This is a genomic window from Ochrobactrum sp. SSR (assembly GCF_030067775.1).
GTDB classification, from domain to species: Bacteria; Pseudomonadota; Alphaproteobacteria; order Rhizobiales; family Rhizobiaceae; genus Brucella; species Brucella teleogrylli.
In genome coordinates, this window is record NZ_CP125971.1 from 1,315,571 (window position 1) to 1,333,405 (window position 17,835).

Genomic DNA, 17,835 nt, shown 5'->3' on the forward strand with positions numbered 1-17,835 from the left:
GCGGCTGTCTGGAACAAGTTCGCGGTTCTGCGAGTTTACCCGAGCAGGTAATCTGACACGGAATGAGGAAGCCATGGCTATCCGCGCAAACTGGAAAGGCCAGTTGAAAGTCGAGCAGCTTTTGATGCCTGTCGGCCTTTATACGGCGGTATCAACCTCCGAGCGGGTTTCGTTCCATCTGGTCAATCGCAAAACGGGCAATCGTCTCAGCCGCGAATTTGTCGACAGCGATACAGGCAAAGCTGTTCCGCGCGAAGAGCAGATCAAGGGATATGAAATCTCTTCCGGTCGTTATGTGAGTTTCGATGATGATGAAATCCAGTCGGCCATCCCGGACAGCAACAAAACGTTGAACATCACCCATTTTGTCAAATGTGGTGATATCGATGATGTCTATCTGGACCGCCCCTATTATCTGGCGCCTGTTGATGATGACGAGGTCTTCTCGCTTTTTCGCGACGGCCTGAAAGCTGAAAACGTTGCGGCGGTTGCAGAGGCGGTGCTTTTCCGCCGCGCGCGCAAAATTCTTATCCGGGCGGAGGGCGATGGATTGATCGCAACGACGCTTAATTTTGATTATGAAGTTCGTTCTGCGAACGAAGCATTTTCAAATCTCGAAGCATTCAAATTCGACCGGGAAATGCTCGATCTGGCCAAGCATATCATCGACACCAAGATGGGCCGTTTCGATCCCTCAAGCTTCGACGACCGTTATGACGCGGCGCTTGCCGAGCTGATAAAAGCGAAGATCGAAGGCAAGCCGCTCAAAAAGCCTGCCGCTCCAAAGACTGCTGACGTGATCGATCTGAAGGAAGCCTTGCGTAAGAGCGCAGCCATGAGCGCGCCGAAGAAAAAACCGGCGAAAACTGCGACAAGCAAAGCGAAGCCCCGAAAGGCCGGATGATGGGACAGCCGCTTGAAACCTATAACAAGAAACGCGACTTCAGCCTGACGAAAGAGCCGCGCGGCAAGGCGGGGCGGAGCAAGGGCGACCTTTTTGTGGTGCAGAAACACGACGCGCGCCGGTTGCACTATGATTTCAGGCTCGAAATGGACGGCGTGTTGAAAAGCTGGGCGGTCACGCGTGGACCAAGTCTGGTGCCCGGTGAAAAGCGTCTGGCTGTCCATGTGGAGGATCATCCTCTCGAATATGCCGGTTTTGAAGGCGCAATCCCCAAGGGCGAATATGGCGGCGGCACAGTCATTGTCTGGGACAATGGGCAGTGGAAGCCAATCGGCGATCCACACAAACAGTACAATAATGGGCACATGGAATTCGAACTGGATGGCGAAAAGCTCAAGGGCCGTTGGCATCTCGTTCGAATGCATGGAAAGCCCGGTGAAAAGCGCGAAAACTGGCTGCTCATAAAGGGGGAGGATGAGTTTGCGCGGGAGGCAAACGATCCGGATATTCTCGAGGAAGAACCGCAATCGGTAAAAACCGGGCGGGTTATTGCCGAGGTGGAAGATGAAGCGCCGGGCTGGTCATCCAAAACCGGGCCTATCGCTAAAACCCGCGTTGCCAAAGAAAAGGCGCAACCTCTGCCGAAGCTCGCCAAAAAGGCTGCGATGCCGCAGTTCATCGAACCGCAATTGGCGACGTTGGTATCCGCTGCTCCAGAAGGGAGCCGCTGGATTCACGAAATCAAGTTTGATGGCTATCGTATTCAAGCGCACGTTTTAAACGGCAATGTCGTGCTTTATTCGCGCAGTGGGCTGGATTGGACCGAAAAATTCGGCCAAGCGATCACAAAAGATATTCTGGCGACCGGCGTCGACAATGCCATTTTGGACGGCGAAATTGTGGTGGAAAGCGGCGCGGGCTTGTCGGATTTTTCCGCGTTGCAAAGCGATTTGAGCGAGGGGCGTTCGGATCGCTTCGCCTATTATCTCTTTGATCTCCTCTATTTTAATGGCAACGATCTGCGTCAGGTGCCGTTGGTCGAGCGCAAGGCGCTGCTGGCAAAGCTTATCTCCCCTTCGATGGCCACATTACGCTATAGCGAGGCTTTTGATGCCGACGGGGAAGCTGTGTTGAACAATGCCTGCGGTCTGGGGCTGGAAGGCATTGTCTCGAAGCTGAGCGAGGGCCTTTATAGTTCGGGACGCAGCAAAGACTGGCGCAAATCGAAATGCATCGGACGACAGGAATTTGTCATTGCCGGCTTTGTACCTTCCAGCGCAACGCGCGATGCAATCGGTTCGCTTTTGCTGGGCGTTCAGGAAAAGAAAGGTCTCGTTTCGGTCGGGAGGGTCGGAACCGGATTTTCGGTCAAACTGGCCAAAGATCTTTATAAAAAGCTCAACGCGATGCGTCAGGAGAAAAGCCCCTTTGCCACGACGCTGACAGCTGAAGAAAAGCGCGGCGCGATATTCGTCAAACCGCAGCTCGTCGCAGAGATCGAGTTTCGCGCATGGACCGCAGACAGGAGATTGCGCCACGCGTCTTTCCGCGGCTTGCGGGACGACAAGGCCGCGAAGGAGGTCATCTTGGAGAAAAGTGCCATGCCAGCCCGGCCCGAAAAAGCAGCTCCCGAAGAAGCCGATGTGAAGCTCACCCACCCGGACCGTGTATACTGGCCGAAAGAGGGTATCACCAAACAGGGATTGGCGGATTATTACGCCGAGGTCTGGCCGCGCATTGAGCCGTTTATCATCAATCGGCCACTGGCTTTGCTGCGCTGTCCCACAGGCATCGACGGCCAGCACTTCTTCCAGAAACACGCGTGGAAGGGTCTGAACGAACATATTGTTGAGGTTGATGATCCGTCTGAGAAGGATGAAGAACCGTACATAGCAATCAAGGATTTCGACGGTCTGATCGGGCTGGTGCAGGCCGCCACGCTGGAAATACATCCATGGGGATCGACCCTTAAAAACTGGGAACTGCCAGATATATTGACCATGGATCTTGATCCCGGAGACGGTGTGGCCTGGGAGCGCGTCGTCGAAGGCGCTTTTGAAACAAAGGAGCGGCTTGAGAAACACGGCCTCACCACTTTTGTAAAAACGTCGGGCGGCAAGGGGCTGCATGTCGTTGTGCCGTTAAAACCGAAGGCCGACTGGGAAAGTCTGAAGGCTTTCACCAAGGCAATCGCCGACGAGATGGCGGCGGATAATCCTGATCGCTACGTATCAACCATTTCCAAAGCCAAACGCAAAGGCAAAATCCTCATTGATTACTTGCGCAATCAACGCGGTATGACTGCGGTTGCGCCATACTCGCCTCGCGCTCGTCCGGGTGCAGCGGTTTCCATGCCGCTCGCATGGAATGAAGTAAGCCCGGCAATCGGTCCGACCCATTTCACCATAGTGAACACGCCGACGCGGCTTGCGGCTTTAAAGAACGATCCATGGGAGGATTTCCGCAAAGCGGCAAAACCTTTGCCGAAGTGGTAAGAGAACGCGCCAAAATAAGCAGTTAGCGCTGTTTTTTCTCGTTGGCGAGACTTTTGCGCAAAGCATCCATGATGTTGATAACATTGCCGCTGGTCGGCGGGGGCGTGGCGCTGGATTTGGCCTTTGCGGGTGCTTTTGTTTTCTTCTTCTTGGCGGCTATCATCGATTTCAGATTCCTCTGAACCGGGTCCTTCAGCAAATCCGGATTCCAGTCTTCCGTCTTGTCCTTGATCAGCTTACGAACCATGGAAAACAGCTTTTTATCGGGCTTTTCGCCCCCGATATTTGAAAAATAATCCTCAGGTTTTCGCACTTCATCGCCGAAATGCAAGGTCCATAAGACAATACCTGGACCACGTGGCTCCAGAAGGACGGCTCGTTCGCGCCGGTACATTACCAGTCGCGCCAAGCCGCAGACGCCGCTTTTGTCCATCGCTTCCCGAATGACTGCAAAGGCTTCCTGCCCAACCTTGTCAGCGGGTGAGAGATAATGGGGCTTGTCGTACCAGATCCAACCGATGCTATCGCGTTCTACGAATTTATCGATATCGATGGTGCGTGTGCTTTCGAGGGCCACCGCTTCCAGCTCATCATCTTCAAGGAGGATATAGTCGCCTTCCGCTTTCTCAAAGCCCTTGATCTCGTCCTGATCGCGCACAGGCTTGTGCGTCACTGAATCGACATAGCGGCTGATGACCCGATTGCCTGTTTTGGCGTTGAGCGTGTGAAAGCGCACTTTCTCGCTGTCGCTGGTCGCCGGCATTAACTCGACGGCACAAGTGACGAGCGACAGTTTCAGATAGCCTTTCCAGAATGCGTGCGGCACCGTTTCATCCCCTTTCAGGTGGAGGATAACCAATTGAAGGCTGGAAGGTTCCGGTTCAGGGCCGCGCTGGAACCTGTTAGGCGTTTGGGTGGTTATCAGCGAAGGAGATTCCGCCACAGCCATTTCGGGGAAGCACCATTGCTCGAAAAATCGCCGATCCCGCATCGCCTGATCCATGTCACTGATACCGAGCCGGGCCTAAAGCGCATTCGTTGCGGCACGGGCTTTCGTTATCTCGATTGCCATCGACATGCGGTCAGTGCGGGGGAAAAGGTGCGGATAGCGGCCTTGGCCATTCCGCCCGCATGGAAGGACGTCTGGATATGTCTCGACCAGCATGGCCACATACAGGCTACAGGCCGCGACGCACGCGGCAGGAAGCAGTATATCTATCATCCTGCGTGGATGGCAGAGCGCGGACAGAGCAAGTTTTCAAGCTTGCAGGCTTTTGGTCAGAAGCTCAGCGGTCTCCGGCAAAAGATCGACGCAGACATACGGCGACGTTCCCTCGGTCGGGAAAAGGTGGTCTCAACCGTCATCTGGATGATGGACAGACTGTTGCTGCGCGTTGGCAACCCTAACTATGCGCGGGAGAACAACAGTTTTGGCATCACCACCTTGCGCAATCGCCATGTCAAGGACGACGGAGCAGGCTTGCGTCTGGTTTTCACGGGCAAGTCGGGCAAGAGCTGGAACCTGAAACTGTCCGACAGGCGGATTGCACGGATTGTGCGGTCAGTACAGGAGCTGCCGGGGCAGCAACTGTTCCAATATATCGATGACGAGGGAGCCCGGCGCGCCGTTTGCTCGCAGGATATCAACGATTATCTGCGAGACGCCATGGGGGCAGAATTTACCTCCAAGCATTTTCGCACCTGGGCTGCGACCGCAGAGGCAGTTGAAGCACTCTGCTCGACGGAATTACCTGAAAGCGAAGCGGCCAGAAAGCGCGTGCTCAATCAAGTGATTGACGGTATCGCTCAATCGCTTGGCAATACGCGTGCGGTTTGCCGCAGCGCCTATATTCATCCGGGCGTTATCGAGCATTGGGAGCGGGGAACGCTGGCTGGCGAAGTGGAGGCCGCCGGAGCGAACCGGCTTGTGGCGCCTCGGCTGAGCAAAGCCGAACGCAATACGCTGAAATGGCTGATGGCGAATGCCTGAATAACGGAACTATTTCTCCCGCATCTGGTTAGTCATGAACTGACAAGGAAGGACGCAATTATGAAAACGGCCAAGTTTCTGCTCGGAATTTCAGGGCTAGCACTGGGATTTGCTCTGGCAAGGGCAGCATCGCCGCAAGTGCCCAAAGGCGTTGTGCCGGTGAAACCGTTCGATCTTTCCCGCTATCTTGGAAAATGGTTTGAGCTTGGCCGTATTGAAAACCGCTTCGAACGCGGTCTCACGCGCACAACGGCGGAATATTCTCTGAACGCTGATGGAACCGTCCGCGTCGTCAATAGCGGGTTTGATCCATGGAAAGGTCGTACGACAAGTGCGACCGGTACTGCAAAATTTGTAGGCGCGTCCGACGAAGGTGCGTTGAAAGTGTCCTTCTTCGGCCCATTTTATGGCGGCTATAACATTGTTGATCTCGATGAGAATTACGAGTGGGCGATCATCGTCGGGTCAAGCCGCAACTATTTCTGGGTGCTTTCCCGATCCACAGTTCTCACCGAGGAACTGAAGGCCCGTGCGGTAGCCGTGGCGTTGCTTCTGGGGATTAATCCCGACGCGATCCACTGGATACCGCAGGAGAAGCCGCTGTAGAGGCCACTCATTCCACAGGATGATTTGCCATCTCCCTGCAGGATGCGGCGCAGCGTTGGCAAGCCGCCACACATTCTTCCATATCATCCAGCGCGCGACAGCTTTCCGCGCAGTCGTCGCATATCCGGGCGCAGAGCCTGCATAGCTCATTGTGGATGGGGCTCTTAAGCATCATCACGTGCGCCGCAGTACGACAAAGTTCGGCGCAGCCCAGCATGGTTCTGAAATGTTTTGGTTCGACATGTGCGCCTCCACGTTCCAGACAATGGTCGGACGCCATTTCGGTGCAGATGCGATAGCAGTCGAGACAGGCGGTGATGCATTCAGTCTGCTTTGCGTCGTGCATTTTCCCGTTCCTCCTTTGACATGTTCGAACCCCAAACCATGAAATGGCGTTATTGTTTCAAATGGAACAGAAGCGTATTTTTGCGGTTATGCATCGGGATGCTCCAGGAGGAGAGCCGATGGCTAGTGGAAAATGGAAAAAGCGAATCCGTCGGGCCAAGGCTGGCCACGAGCTGGAGCAGGCGGCAGCACTTCCCTATCGGTTTGAAAATGGCCACCTCAAGATCATGCTGGTCACGTCGCGCAGCACACATCGCTTCACCTTGCCGAAAGGCTGGCCGATGAAAAAGCGCAGTCTCGCCGACGCTGCACGTATTGAAGCCCTCGAAGAAGCGGGGATTGAAGGAAAAGTCAGCCGTTCTACGATCGGCCACTATCTGTATTGGAAGCGCCTGAAAAGAGTTTTCATCCCGGTTAAGGTGAGGGTCTATCCGTTGCATGTTCAATGCGAAAACGCCCGTTGGCCAGAACAGAAGCAGCGCCAGCGCAAATGGCTTTCGCCGGATGAGGCGGGTCTGCTGGTGGACGAGCCGCAATTGATAAGCCTCATTGCGTCCCTCGATACCGATCATCGAGCCTAATTTTGTGGGAACATAAACTGCGCTTGTCGGTTAGGTGCCGGTCTGAGCCCGAAAAACTGGCCCAAAGGAGAACGAGATGGACGATCATCATATCCCCAAGCAACTCCGACAAGAGCATAGAAAGGCATCAACAATGCCTGATAAGACTTCAGAAAAGTCGAAGGACCAGAAGGCTACCGACCGTCCGAAGGACCGCGGTGACAAGGAGCATTGGCTCTACGCGCAACGCGTGCCAGACAAATGAGAACGCTCCTTCTATTGGCCATCGGTGTGGTGTTGCTTCTGGTGGTAGGGTCTCTCTTTTATCCTTCCACCGATGACGATGCTGGAACGCAGCCTTCGCCCCATTCTTTACAGACAGATCCTCCCGATTGAAGCGCCCGCTTAAAGCGGGCGCTTTCTTTTAGAGGATTGGCTTTCCGCCCGTGACTGCAATGGTTGCGCCTGACGTATAGCTCGATAGTGGATCTGCCAGCATGACATAGGCGGAGGCAAGTTCCGCAGGCTGGGCGGGTCGTTTCATCGGCGTCTGTTTGCCGAATGATGCAACAGCCTCTTCCGGCAATGTGGAAGGGATCAGGGGCGTCCAGACCGGCCCCGGCGCAACCGCATTGGCGCGAATGCCTTTTTCAGCCAGCAATTGCGCAAGGCCAGCAGTGAAATTCTGGATGGCGCCCTTTGTCGTTGCATAAGCCAGCAAGGTCGGGTTGGGCATGTCCGAATTGATCGAAGCCGTGTTGATGATCGCGGATCCCGGTTTCATATGAGGCAGGGCGGCCTTTGTCAGATAGAACATTGCATGGATGTTCACACGGAAGGTCAGATCCCATTCTTCATCGCTGATATCTTCCAACGCGTTAAAACTGGCCTGATGCGCGGCATTATTGACCAGGATATCGATCTGCCCAAATTCTTTGGCGGCGCGCTCTGCAATTTCCCGGCAGGTCTGGGAACGCTGAATATCGCATTTCATCAAAACGGCCTTGCGGCCCTCTGCCTCGATCAGCGACCGCGTTTCAAGCGCATCGGCCTCTTCCTGAAGATAGGCGATCAGAACATCAGCACCTTCTCGTGCAAAGGCGATAGCTACGGCGCGTCCGATCCCGCTATCGCCGCCCGTGATGATGGCTTTTCGTCCTTCCAACTTGCCGGAACCCTTGTAGCTTGCTTCGCCATGATCAGGCTTGGGATTCATCTTTTCCGTCAAGCCTGGCATGGCCTGATGCGGCGTATCGAAGGGAGGGGTGGGATATTGTTTATTCATAAAGGGTTGTCCTTCCTCAGCATTATTATCGCTTCGGATCTAACCACCGGAATCCTCCGGTGTTCCCATCATGTGGCGTAGAATGTGTCCGTGACGTTCGGGACTACTGTTCCAGACCGCGACGACGAAAAAGAGCTTCGGCAATGACCGACAGATCATTGTCACGATTACTCAGCACGAAGCCGGTAAAGCCCTTGTTATCACTCGCCGGATTCATGGACAGGGCGAAAATGAACGGCGTCGATCGCGTTTCAAGCGCATCGACAAGCGGCAATACAGTTGCCGGCTCCAGCGCCACATCAAGTATAGCGGCGTCGACTTCTTCGTTTTGGAGAAAATGGAGCGCTTGCTCGGTCGTGTTGACGGGGCCAAGAATTACAGCACCAATCGCACCAAGTTTGCGACCGGTTTCCTCCGAAAGAAGAAAACTGTCTTCGAAAACGAGAATGCGCTTGCCCGAAAATGAATACATGGCCCTATCATTTAGACTTATCATAACAAGTAGTTAGTTAGTCATGTCCGAAGGCAAAACGCAAGATATCGGGCGATGGTTTTGCGCTTCAATCAAAACGCTATGAATAGGCAGTTCGACAGTTTTTCGTTCATCAACTATCGACGATATCGTGCAGCTTATGGCGGGCGCGATGCAGACGGCTTTTCACTGTACCAATCGAACAAGCGCAAATTTCAGCTGTACGTTCATAGCTTTTACCTTCCAGCACCACCAGCGAAAGCACACGGCGATATTTCTGTGGCAAGGTTTCAAGCGCGATCTGCACATCATGTGCTTCGAGCGTATATTCCTGTGAAGCACCGACGCTTGCGGTCGGCGATATACATTCGGCAACACCGGGCGCTTCTCGCTTTTGCAACCGGATGCGGGTGCAAAATGTGTTGCGCATAATGGTGAAAAGCCAGGATTTCAGCGGGGAATAAGGGATATATTTCTCCCGGTTTGCTAGGGCTTTAACGAGCGTTTCCTGTACGAGATCTTCGGCATCTTCCCGTTGGCTATAAAAAGTGCGCGCAAATGCGCGCAATGCCGGGATCATATCAACAAGCTCGTCCGGTTCCAACGTGTAGTCGGAATGGAGGGGGCAAGACATCAGTCTGACCTTTCCGAACCACGGTTCGGTTTGAGTGTGGGGCGGCTTATGCCGCCCTTTTTTGTCACGAGTTCTTGTGGCTTTGCTGCCCCGCCTTCACATGCTTCTCGTGTGAGCCGCCGCGTGAGGAAGACTGCTGATTATTGCCACCGCTAGCCTGCTTGCCGTCGTTCTTATGGCTTTGCTGACCAGCCTTGACATGTTGTTCGTGGGTGCCACCCTGGGTATGGCTTGGTGTATGACTCTGGGCCATTATCTTTCCTTCCGGTGGGTTTCATGCTTTCCAAGGTATCTGTCGCGCGTGACATAAGCCTAACCCGACCGGCGCGCCGATGTTCCGCGCTATTGGTGTAACAAACTTCACGTTTGTCCAGAGTCCGGATTAATTGGCAAAATCCGCAGCCATCGCGAGCTCTTTGAGGAACAAGGCGCGTTCTTTCTCGAAATCCGGTCGGCTTCGTAGCCGCAGCAGGTAAGAAGGGTGGATGGTGGCGAGCAATTGGGTATTCTCACCGTAAGCGAGCAACCGCCCGCGCATGTCCGCTATCCGAACTGTCTTCTCCAACAGGGATTGCACGGCGGTCGCTCCCAGCGCCACAATAAGTTGCGGGTGGACCAGTTCGATCTCCTGCTCGAGCCACCAGCGACACGCCTCTATATGGCTGGTCGAAGGGCGCTGATGGAGCCTTTTCTTGCCCCGCTGAATATGTCGGAAATGTTTGACCGCGTTGGTGAGATAGCAACGATCGCGTGAAAGGCCTGCTTCCGCGAGGCAGCGTTCAAACATCTGCCCTGCCGGACCGATCAAGGGGCGCCCCCCTTGATCCTCCTTATCTCCCGGCTGTTCTGCAACGAACATGATACCGGCTCCCACCGGCCCTTCGCCAAAGACTGTTTGCGTCGCATTTTTGTATAGCTCGCAACGCCGACAGCTAAGCGCTTCATGCCGAACGGAGGCCAGGGTAGCCTCCGTAATTTTTGTCGCCGGGCGTGTCATTGCGCCCCCGTTGCAGAAGCAGGAGGTTTCGATTCCGTGGATGCGGGCGGCTTGCTGTTGTCATCCATGAAACCCCTGCCGGGGGTCAACTGGCCGTAAAATTCGACCGCTGCCCAGACAATCATCGCCAGCACCAGACTGACAATAAGGATCAGGAAAATCCGGCTTCCCTTCCGGCCTTGCCGGGCATCCTTGGGAGTAACCTCCTTCATGCTGGCTGCTCCACTTCTAAATTATGTCCATCGGCGGCGTTCTTGCTCGATCTGGTCGGATGTGTATGGCGCGCCAGAAGCGCTGAATCCTTCCCAACCTTCATCGACATAAGCATTGCGCCGTTTCCGGATGTCCACACGCGCCCACTCGTCGAAAATCGCTTCCACTTTCGGACGGTCCTCTTCGTCGCACCGAACGACGACCAGCGTGCTGCCCCGGCGGATCGCTTCGGAATAGGCTTGCGCTTCTTCCTCCGGAATGCCGCTTTCCATCAGCGCGCCAACGATACCGCCTGCAACACCGCCTGCGGCGGCACCACCGACCAGCCCGACGAGGGTGGCTGTGAGCCAGCCGCCAGCAACGACGGGCCCGACACCGGGAATTGCAAGCAGTCCCAGCCCCGTCAGCAGTCCGGCTCCACCACCCGCAACAGCTCCGACACCAGCGCCAGTTTCCACCCCGGCAATGGTGGATTGATCTTCTCTGACAGCATCATCGGCATATTGGCCGTTGGTATTGTTGGATATCAGGCTGATATCGTCAGCTGAAATACCTGCTTCTTGCAGTGCCCGGACAGCGTCGAGCGCTTCGTCATGATTATCGAAAAGACCGGTGACATGTACCATTGTCATCTCCTTCGTTCGGTTAGGGCTGCGTTATTATTGCGTGGTTACATTGCCCTGAAAGTCGAGCTGAACTTTAAAGGGCTGTCCATCACGCGCCGCTTCGGCGCGCCAGATGCCATCTTCGCCCAGTTTGAGGTTCATGATGTTGGTGTAACCTGCGTCGGTGAAACGCTGCTTTGCCTGCTCTTCGGTGAAACTGTTCTTGCCCGGAACGGGTGCGTTCGGATTGGTCTCGCCTGGCGTTGTAACCGCAGGGGTTTGCGGCTCATCAGAGGGCGCCGTTTGGGCGAAGGCAGTGGTGGCAATAAGATCAAAAGCAGCGGCTGCTGGATATCGGACTGAGCTTTTCATGGAATTCCTCCCTTCATCGTGAGAGGTGTCCTAACCAGCGAGAGGCTAGGATGTTCCACTGCCTTGTGTTTTGATCCAACAGAGTTGGATAATGGCCGTAAGTTTCTGCTTTTACGCTGTATTCTAACGGGCGCCGAGAACCATTTCCCTGATCCAACGTGTCAGAAGATGGTTATAAGTCTTCTGGTGAACAGCGTCCTCAAGAGCGTGGTCTGCACCATCCAGCATACGCAGGGTCAGTGAATGAGAATGGATGAAAGCGCTTTGATAACTGGCGATGGTTGGATGAGGTACAATTGTATCGTGTTCGGACTCAACGAGCAGGACGTCCCCGCGAAACTCCCGTGCCTGACGGAGCGCCCGATTGTCCTCCGCTCCGACCAACGCCGAGCGATAGGATTGGAGATCAACCCTATCGAGTTGCGCTTTCGGCAATTGCCAATAACTGTCGCGATAAAGGGCAGGGGCTCTGAGAGCCAACCACCTGACGGGCCGAAATTCCGTCAATAGCGTCGCCAGATAACCGCCATAGCTGCTTCCGACGACGACAATCGAACCATCCTCGACGATCTTTAAGCTTGCCAGCCGGTCATAGGCGGCAATGACATCATCGAGATTCTCTCCGCGCGTTACGGTCTTGTTGCTGGTGACTGTATGTCCGTGACCGCGCATGTCGAATGTCAGGCAAACGCAACCGAGTTCCGAAATTGATTTAGCCCGTTCGATATCGCGTTCCTGATTCCCAGCCCAGCCGTGGAGAAACAAAACGCCTGGAATGGTTGTGTCCGGTGAGATGACCGTGGCGTCCAGTTGGACTTGGTCTACATCAATGGTGGTAGCATTACGGATCATGATAGAGTTTCTCTATTCGTGCATATTTATAGAGCGGCTGGCCGATATCGTCCTCGCCTGCATACACAACAAAATCATCGGCTGCGAACCGCGGTTCTGCACCGTAAGTCTCGCGTGCGGCAACCTTCAAGGCGCTGACGGAACTGTCCGCAGTCATCGCCTCCAGAGCGAGGATTTCCGCAGGAGAAGCCCCGCCCACTCGCCATGATTGCTCTAGCACTCCGCAACAAAAGCCATCTTCCGTCACGGGTCCGACCAGAACGTCATAGTTTTTACGCGAAGCGACGAGGCCGAAATGTTGCTCGGCTGCGGTATCGTAGCGTTGCGCGCCTTCGATAATTCGATGGGCGACAGGCATGCGCAGTCGAATTCGCAATGCATCCCAGCCGCCGCGTGCCACATAGAGCCGACTTCCCGCATAAACGGTCTCGCCGTTGAGGTCGCTCGCGGTATATTGGCGACCGAGATAGCTCATGGTCAGACCGGCAAGACTGACCTGCCCGACCGAATAGGTCGATGAGTTTTCAATATCTTCCTCAATTACCATTCCTCTAGCGATATCGCTTTCCGAAAGCGTTTGAAGAAACAGGTCCAGTTCGTGATTGTTTTGAAAGACACTTTGCTTTTTGCCGCCCGATGCATAGGGATCTTTCAATCGGATCTTTCGCTTGTCGAGAAGAAACGCACCCGCTTGCGCAGCATGGTCATGCGAGAAAACGGAGTAACCGGAGAGGGCAGAACCTTCCAGATCCTTCGCGAATTGGGGCATCCAGCCGGTCGGCAGAGCGTCTTCTTCGGTCCAGGCGGGGTGTGTCGCCAGTTTGGTCGTCATGAATTCCTGATCCACACAGCCACCCCAAAACTGATCGGCATCGAGTTCGGGGTGGCTTTGTCGGATAAGCGAGAAAGTCGGAACAAAGAATGTCCGGTCTGCGTCGTCGAAATGCTGCACAGTGGAACCGAGACGGATGCCCGTCAGTTTCGCCAACCGTTCAGCGATGGCCTCGACACTGGCAACATTATGCCGACTGTCGGAAGACTGGCTGACGACGCAAATTTTCTCGTAGCTGTCCATTAAACTCAGGCAGCTTCGGCGTGACGATTGGCTGACGTTTCAGCAAGCTGGGTCAGGTCCTTGTCTGTCTGGCCTTCTTCCTGCAAGGTTTGATCGAGCAGCTTGGCCACATCATTGTAGCCCAATGTTTGTGCCCAACGCTTCAGGGTGCCGTAACGGGTTATTTCATAGTGCTCAACCGCCTGTGCGGCAGAGATCAGGCCTGCATCCAGAGCGGGGGTCTCGGAAAATTCATCCATAATCTCTTCGCCCTCGGCAATGATACCCTCAATCGCTTCGCATGTTTTGCCCTGCGCGCGCTTTCCGAGAATCTCGAAACATTGCTGCAAGCGTTCGACATGCCCTTCCGTCTGCTCATAGTGTTTCATGAAAGCATTCTTGAGCTTTTCGTCTTCGGCGGCGCGCGCCATTTTCGGTAGCGCTTTCAATATCTTCCGCTCAGCATAGTAGATATCTTTCAGCGTATCGTAAAAGAGATCCTCAAGTGTGCGTTGCTTGGTTCTGGCCATTTCCAACTCTCCCTTTGGGGTTTCAGACGTTGATGCCGCTCCGTTCAGCGACAGGCCTGCCCAACCCATCAGGCCGCTAAATGTTTCATCGTCCTGATAATTCTTGCAGGTTGACGTTCAGGACTTGGATGCGTGGTTCGGCTTTCCCTTTTGCTTGGTGGAAGCCATTTTCTCGAGTTCCGTCTCGCTCATGGATTTTTCCATTTGCTTGGACGCGCCTTGCAAGCTGCTTTTGGCTTTGTCTCCGCGTTTTGCGGCGAGGGCCGCCCCGGCGGCCTGTTGCTGTGCTTTCGATTTTGCGGGCATGTCTTTTCCTCCGGCATCAATGCGCTCATTGGAATGGAGTGCTTGGTCCGCTACGCACAGACGCGAAGCGAAATAGCCCTACCAAACCGCGCGATACGGAGATTGTTCCAAAAGGAATGACGACAGATAGCCGATTACTTGCGACCGCGCTGTTCGTCCCTGCATTTCTTCGCGTCCTGACCTGGCACACACTTTGTGTGCTTCTCAATCCGGTCTTTACGATCATGTTTTGGTGGTTGCGCTTTTTCAGGAACGGGTACGTTCTCTGGTGCAGCAGGCTGCTGATTGGACGAAGGCGGCGGGTTTCCCGGCACCTCAGGTTCCTGTCCACCCGATTGGGTCGGCATGCCGGGTGTTTGCGCAGACGCTGCAGTCGAGGCGACTGCAAAAACTAACGCGATAATGAACTGTTTCATTGCTCTATCCTCATCGCTGCAAGATGAGTAGATCAACAGTCTCGCTGGAATAATGTTCCGACAGGTGCGATGCACCCACAGAGTCGCTGATGCGGGTTTTAATTGTCAGTGAAGCAAAATGGCGGGCGGATTGCTGGGGCCGCCTCGCTACTTTGCTTCTATTCGAAAAACCGATCAGCGGTTATTTATCAATGCCTGCACAAGGTCGGCTTCCAGATCCTCCGGGTCTTCCAGACCGATAGAGATGCGAATGAGCTGCGCGCCAATGCCCAGATCATTCTTCTGGTCTTCTGGCACAACCGCATGTGTCAGTGAAAACGGATGCTGAATGAGACTTTCCACACTTCCAAGGCTGACAGCGAAGTGGAAATAGCGGGTCGAAGTCAAAATGCTTTCGACGCGTGCAAGGTCACCTGCGACTTCTATGGAGATGACGCAACCGAAATTGATCATCTGATCCGCCGCCAGTTTATGCTGCGGGTGGCTTTCCAGACCGGGATATACAACCTTGGTCAGCCCCAGTTCTTGAGCTCTTTGTTCGAGATGGGTTGCAAGCTTCAGCGCGGTTTCCGATTGCCGGATGCTGCGAATTTCCAAGGTTTTCAGCGAGCGGTGCAAAAGAGCGCAATCGGTCGGCGACATCACGGAACCGAGCGCGTTTTGCAAATATTTGACGCGTTCCGCAAGCCCGGCGGGAGCGTTCGAAGAGACCGCAACCACGCCGCCGAGAAGATCGGAATGCCCGTTCAGCATTTTCGTTGCCGAATGGACGACCACATCAATTCCGTAGTCGATCGGGCGCTGGCCAGCTGGCGAGGAGAAGGTGCTGTCGCAAACCGTGATCGCTCCAGCCTTGTTGCCGAGTTCCGCGACCAGAGAAAGATCAACGATGCGCAGTGTTGGGTTGGATGGTGTTTCAAACCAGAGCAGAGCGGGCTTGTGATCGGCGACGGCCTGGCGAAGAGCGGCTTCGTCGGAAAAATCCACGAAACTGACATTATGCGCCGCCGTGATCGGCTTGACGTCGGCAAGCAGTCGATAGACACCGCCATAGAGATCGTTATGCGCCAATATCGACGATCCCGCCGGGAGCGCTTCAATCAATGTCGCCGCTGCAGCAAGGCCGCTCGGAAAAACGAACGCCGCTTCTGCACCTTCAAGGTCTGCGAGGCAGCGTTCCAGACCATTTCGGGTTGGATTGCCGCTGCGGGTGTAGTCGAAACCTTTGCTCGCTCCAATCCCGTCCTGCACATATGTCGTTGCATGGTAGATCGGAGGGATCACGGCTCCGGTCAAAGGATCTGGTTCCTGACCGATATGGATCGCGCGCGTTGCAAAACCAGCCTGATTGCGGGGAAGGTTCTTGGCCAATTTTCCGTCTTTCTATCGTTGGTCTGTGGTGCCGGTTTTGCGCATCAACCGCTCCCCGGATCGATAATATTTTTTGTGTCCAGCCGAACATCGTTCGTGTTTCAATAAGCGATCAATTCGCTCGTATCCTTCAAATAAAGCGGGTGGCCGGGCGAGCCATTATTTGTAATCTTCAGCGCATGGAGCTTGATATTGTTGTTGCGCAGCGCATTCGTGATGAGCTCGCCATGATGCGCAAACTTCTTGTGCAGTGATCCATAGGCCATCACCACGATTGCTGCATGTTTGGCCTGTTCGAGAATTGTCTGAACATTCTCCTCGGTGCAAGGAACAACACCTTCTTCCAGCAACATTTTTGGATGCGTGGCGCGATAATCCATCACGTTGCATTTTACATAGCGGCTGTAGCCCCAGCGGCGCGTAAACTTCTGCTCTTTGAAAACCGTTGGATCGTCCACATCATAGGCCGCAGTGCTGGGGTTCATGCCGATCCAGAGCACATATCCGTCTTTATCTCCACCGTCCCATTCGCGCGTCAGAAGACGACGGTATCGACCGCATTCGGAAAAGATTGCGTCGCCTCTGATCTCCGGTTTAACCTTCAAGCGAACCTTGCCGCCTGGGTCATGGGATTCGTGATTCATCATCGCTGCGTCTCGAGCTTCCGTGGTCGTCATGTCTTTCTATGGAGGATTTAGCATCCGATGCGCTGAACGCCTAGCGTATTATACTGTGGAAGTAGAATTTGCGACCGGGCCGCTCGCCGACCTCGCCTTTGCAGCAGTGCGAGATATGCAGATGATGAAAGGAAGACAGCGGTAAGCCGCCTTCCTCCCCATGGAGTTGTCAGGCACTGACTGGTTGGCGCGGGCTGCTATTCTTTTGGGATTGAAGAACCGTTTTTGCGCTTCGATTGACAGAATAAACATAATGAAATGCATCGGCTCTGCCACCTATCAGGCATATATCGTGACGGTTCCAGTTCCATCGTTCCGCATCAAGCATTCTCTCGAACTTTGACGATGTGGTTGCAGACCAGAAACTTGCCGCCCCTGTCGGGATCAGAGCTCTTCCCAGGACGGCGAGGCCGCTTCCAGAGTAAATCGCATTGTTCTGTTCTCTTACGAGAAAATCAGGACCATTATCGGTATCCATCAAAATCAAATCATATGCCGCAGGCCGCTGTCGTAACGTCTCCATGACGTCGCCAACCTGAAGTTCAACACGATGATCCCGAATTGGATGGTCGGCCAGATGACCGATGACGGAACGGTTCCATTCGACAATTTCAGGAACGAGTTCACACACGGTTATCTGCGTGTCCTGCGGAACAAAATCGAGCGCTGCTCGAAGCGTGAAACCCATGCCAAGCCCACCGATGAGAATTCTCTTGGGCGTGTGATTTAAGAAGCGCAGTGAACGTTCAGCGAGAACAATCTCCGATTGGAAATTGACGTTCGACATCAATTCCAACCCGTTATATCGAATTTCATAGATATCGCCTCTTTGTCGCAACAATATTTCGTCGCCAGCGTCATTGCCGGCGCGCGCCAACTCAGTCCAGATAGCCATTTAAAAACCCAAACGTTGAAAAGAACGACTGGCCCTGCCAGTGCGAACTAGGTGTTTCGTAGTGATGGGAGTGTCGGGGTCGCTGCAAACTTATGTGTGCAGCAACCCGATGGCATCGTCTGATCTGGCATCCATCATGAGAGGAAATGCCGACACATTCTTCAAACCGTTGGAAATATTGAGCAAGATTTGAAAAATATTCGTCATATCAAAATTCTGGATCACATCCTGATTGCGTAATGGCCTTCTTTTAGTA

The 17,835-nt window shown here is 54.2% G+C and carries 23 protein-coding genes; 5 read left to right on the plus strand and 18 right to left on the minus strand.

Going from position 1 to position 17,835, the window contains the following annotated elements:
• Nucleotides 1–73 precede the first annotated feature (73 nt).
• On the plus strand, nt 74–904 hold the full coding sequence (locus QLQ11_RS23680; protein WP_121538938.1) for a Ku protein: 831 nt from the start codon (nt 74–76) through the stop codon (nt 902–904).
• Entirely contained in the window at nt 904–3,399 is a 2,496-nt protein-coding gene (ligD, locus tag QLQ11_RS23685) for a DNA ligase D (RefSeq protein WP_121538990.1), read from the plus strand. Before QLQ11_RS23680 ends, ligD begins: the two co-directional genes overlap by 1 nt.
• Before the next feature lie 22 nt (nt 3,400–3,421).
• On the opposite strand, the gene QLQ11_RS23690 is transcribed toward ligD, so the two are convergent.
• Nucleotides 3,422–4,225 carry a Ku protein gene (locus QLQ11_RS23690; RefSeq protein ID WP_109366411.1) on the minus strand — a complete coding sequence of 268 codons (804 nt, stop codon included), beginning with the start codon at nt 4,223–4,225 and terminating at the stop codon, nt 3,422–3,424.
• A 138-nt stretch (nt 4,226–4,363) separates the two neighbouring features.
• Here QLQ11_RS23690 and QLQ11_RS23695 point away from each other — a divergent pair, with 138 nt between their 5' ends.
• Together QLQ11_RS23695 and QLQ11_RS23700 are read left to right on the plus strand one after the other, a co-directional pair.
• Complete coding sequence (locus QLQ11_RS23695) at nt 4,364–5,389, plus strand: DNA topoisomerase IB (RefSeq protein ID WP_121538937.1); 1,026 nt, start codon at nt 4,364–4,366, stop codon at nt 5,387–5,389.
• Between the two features lie 60 nt (nt 5,390–5,449).
• Nucleotides 5,450–5,995 (plus strand): lipocalin family protein, encoded by a 546-nt coding sequence (locus tag QLQ11_RS23700; RefSeq protein WP_283735310.1) that lies wholly within the window; start codon nt 5,450–5,452, stop codon nt 5,993–5,995.
• A 7-nt stretch (nt 5,996–6,002) separates the two neighbouring features.
• Here the strand turns inward: QLQ11_RS23700 and QLQ11_RS23705 are convergent, their stop codons facing one another.
• On the minus strand, nt 6,003–6,341 hold the full coding sequence (locus tag QLQ11_RS23705; protein ID WP_283735309.1) for a four-helix bundle copper-binding protein: 339 nt from the start codon (nt 6,339–6,341) through the stop codon (nt 6,003–6,005).
• A gap of 61 nt (nt 6,342–6,402) precedes the next feature.
• Between QLQ11_RS23705 and QLQ11_RS23710 the strand changes: the two genes are divergently transcribed.
• Nucleotides 6,403–6,921, plus strand: coding sequence for an NUDIX hydrolase (locus QLQ11_RS23710; protein ID WP_235859008.1), 519 nt, complete (start codon nt 6,403–6,405; stop codon nt 6,919–6,921).
• A gap of 403 nt (nt 6,922–7,324) precedes the next feature.
• On the opposite strand, the gene QLQ11_RS23715 is transcribed toward QLQ11_RS23710, so the two are convergent.
• The 16 genes from QLQ11_RS23715 to QLQ11_RS23790 all read right to left on the minus strand — a co-directional run bounded on the left by QLQ11_RS23715 (nt 7,325) and on the right by QLQ11_RS23790 (nt 17,579).
• Nucleotides 7,325–8,185 (minus strand): SDR family oxidoreductase, encoded by an 861-nt coding sequence (locus tag QLQ11_RS23715; RefSeq protein ID WP_121538934.1) that lies wholly within the window; start codon nt 8,183–8,185, stop codon nt 7,325–7,327.
• 103 nt (nt 8,186–8,288) lie between these two features.
• The gene (locus tag QLQ11_RS23720; protein ID WP_235859007.1) at nt 8,289–8,657 is read right to left on the minus strand and encodes a transcriptional regulator; all 369 of its coding nucleotides are present in this window, start codon (nt 8,655–8,657) and stop codon (nt 8,289–8,291) included.
• A 133-nt stretch (nt 8,658–8,790) separates the two neighbouring features.
• On the minus strand, nt 8,791–9,291 hold the full coding sequence (locus tag QLQ11_RS23725) for a sigma-70 family RNA polymerase sigma factor (RefSeq protein ID WP_121538933.1): 501 nt from the start codon (nt 9,289–9,291) through the stop codon (nt 8,791–8,793).
• Nucleotides 9,292–9,355: 64 nt separating this feature from the next.
• On the minus strand, nt 9,356–9,544 hold the full coding sequence (locus QLQ11_RS23730; protein WP_121538932.1) for a hypothetical protein: 189 nt from the start codon (nt 9,542–9,544) through the stop codon (nt 9,356–9,358).
• Nucleotides 9,545–9,673: 129 nt separating this feature from the next.
• Nucleotides 9,674–10,288: a UdgX family uracil-DNA binding protein gene (locus QLQ11_RS23735; RefSeq protein WP_121538931.1), complete on the minus strand. Its 615-nt coding sequence runs from the start codon at nt 10,286–10,288 to the stop codon at nt 9,674–9,676.
• Complete coding sequence (locus QLQ11_RS23740; protein WP_109365903.1) at nt 10,285–10,500, minus strand: hypothetical protein; 216 nt, start codon at nt 10,498–10,500, stop codon at nt 10,285–10,287. The genes QLQ11_RS23735 and QLQ11_RS23740 overlap by 4 nt, the downstream gene beginning before the upstream one ends.
• A 21-nt stretch (nt 10,501–10,521) precedes the next feature.
• A complete protein-coding gene (locus QLQ11_RS23745; protein WP_121538930.1) occupies nt 10,522–11,127 on the minus strand; it encodes a hypothetical protein in 606 nt (201 codons plus the stop codon).
• Between the two features lie 33 nt (nt 11,128–11,160).
• Nucleotides 11,161–11,478 carry a PepSY domain-containing protein gene (locus tag QLQ11_RS23750; RefSeq protein WP_283735307.1) on the minus strand — a complete coding sequence of 106 codons (318 nt, stop codon included), beginning with the start codon at nt 11,476–11,478 and terminating at the stop codon, nt 11,161–11,163.
• Nucleotides 11,479–11,601: 123 nt separating this feature from the next.
• Nucleotides 11,602–12,330 carry a S9 family peptidase gene (locus tag QLQ11_RS23755; protein WP_283735306.1) on the minus strand — a complete coding sequence of 243 codons (729 nt, stop codon included), beginning with the start codon at nt 12,328–12,330 and terminating at the stop codon, nt 11,602–11,604.
• A complete protein-coding gene (locus QLQ11_RS23760; protein ID WP_121538927.1) occupies nt 12,320–13,405 on the minus strand; it encodes a DUF3182 family protein in 1,086 nt (361 codons plus the stop codon). The genes QLQ11_RS23755 and QLQ11_RS23760 overlap by 11 nt, the downstream gene beginning before the upstream one ends.
• A 5-nt stretch (nt 13,406–13,410) precedes the next feature.
• Nucleotides 13,411–13,914: a ferritin-like domain-containing protein gene (locus QLQ11_RS23765; RefSeq protein WP_109365908.1), complete on the minus strand. Its 504-nt coding sequence runs from the start codon at nt 13,912–13,914 to the stop codon at nt 13,411–13,413.
• A 117-nt stretch (nt 13,915–14,031) separates the two neighbouring features.
• The gene (locus QLQ11_RS23770; protein ID WP_121538926.1) at nt 14,032–14,220 is read right to left on the minus strand and encodes a DUF3008 family protein; all 189 of its coding nucleotides are present in this window, start codon (nt 14,218–14,220) and stop codon (nt 14,032–14,034) included.
• 134 nt (nt 14,221–14,354) lie between these two features.
• Nucleotides 14,355–14,636, minus strand: coding sequence for a hypothetical protein (locus QLQ11_RS23775; protein ID WP_121538925.1), 282 nt, complete (start codon nt 14,634–14,636; stop codon nt 14,355–14,357).
• Nucleotides 14,637–14,810: 174 nt separating this feature from the next.
• On the minus strand, nt 14,811–16,007 hold the full coding sequence (locus QLQ11_RS23780) for a PLP-dependent aspartate aminotransferase family protein (protein WP_121538924.1): 1,197 nt from the start codon (nt 16,005–16,007) through the stop codon (nt 14,811–14,813).
• Nucleotides 16,008–16,108: 101 nt separating this feature from the next.
• Complete coding sequence (locus QLQ11_RS23785) at nt 16,109–16,684, minus strand: DUF1643 domain-containing protein (RefSeq protein ID WP_235859006.1); 576 nt, start codon at nt 16,682–16,684, stop codon at nt 16,109–16,111.
• 169 nt (nt 16,685–16,853) lie between these two features.
• Nucleotides 16,854–17,579 (minus strand): hypothetical protein, encoded by a 726-nt coding sequence (locus QLQ11_RS23790; protein ID WP_121538923.1) that lies wholly within the window; start codon nt 17,577–17,579, stop codon nt 16,854–16,856.
• Nucleotides 17,580–17,835 lie beyond the last annotated feature (256 nt).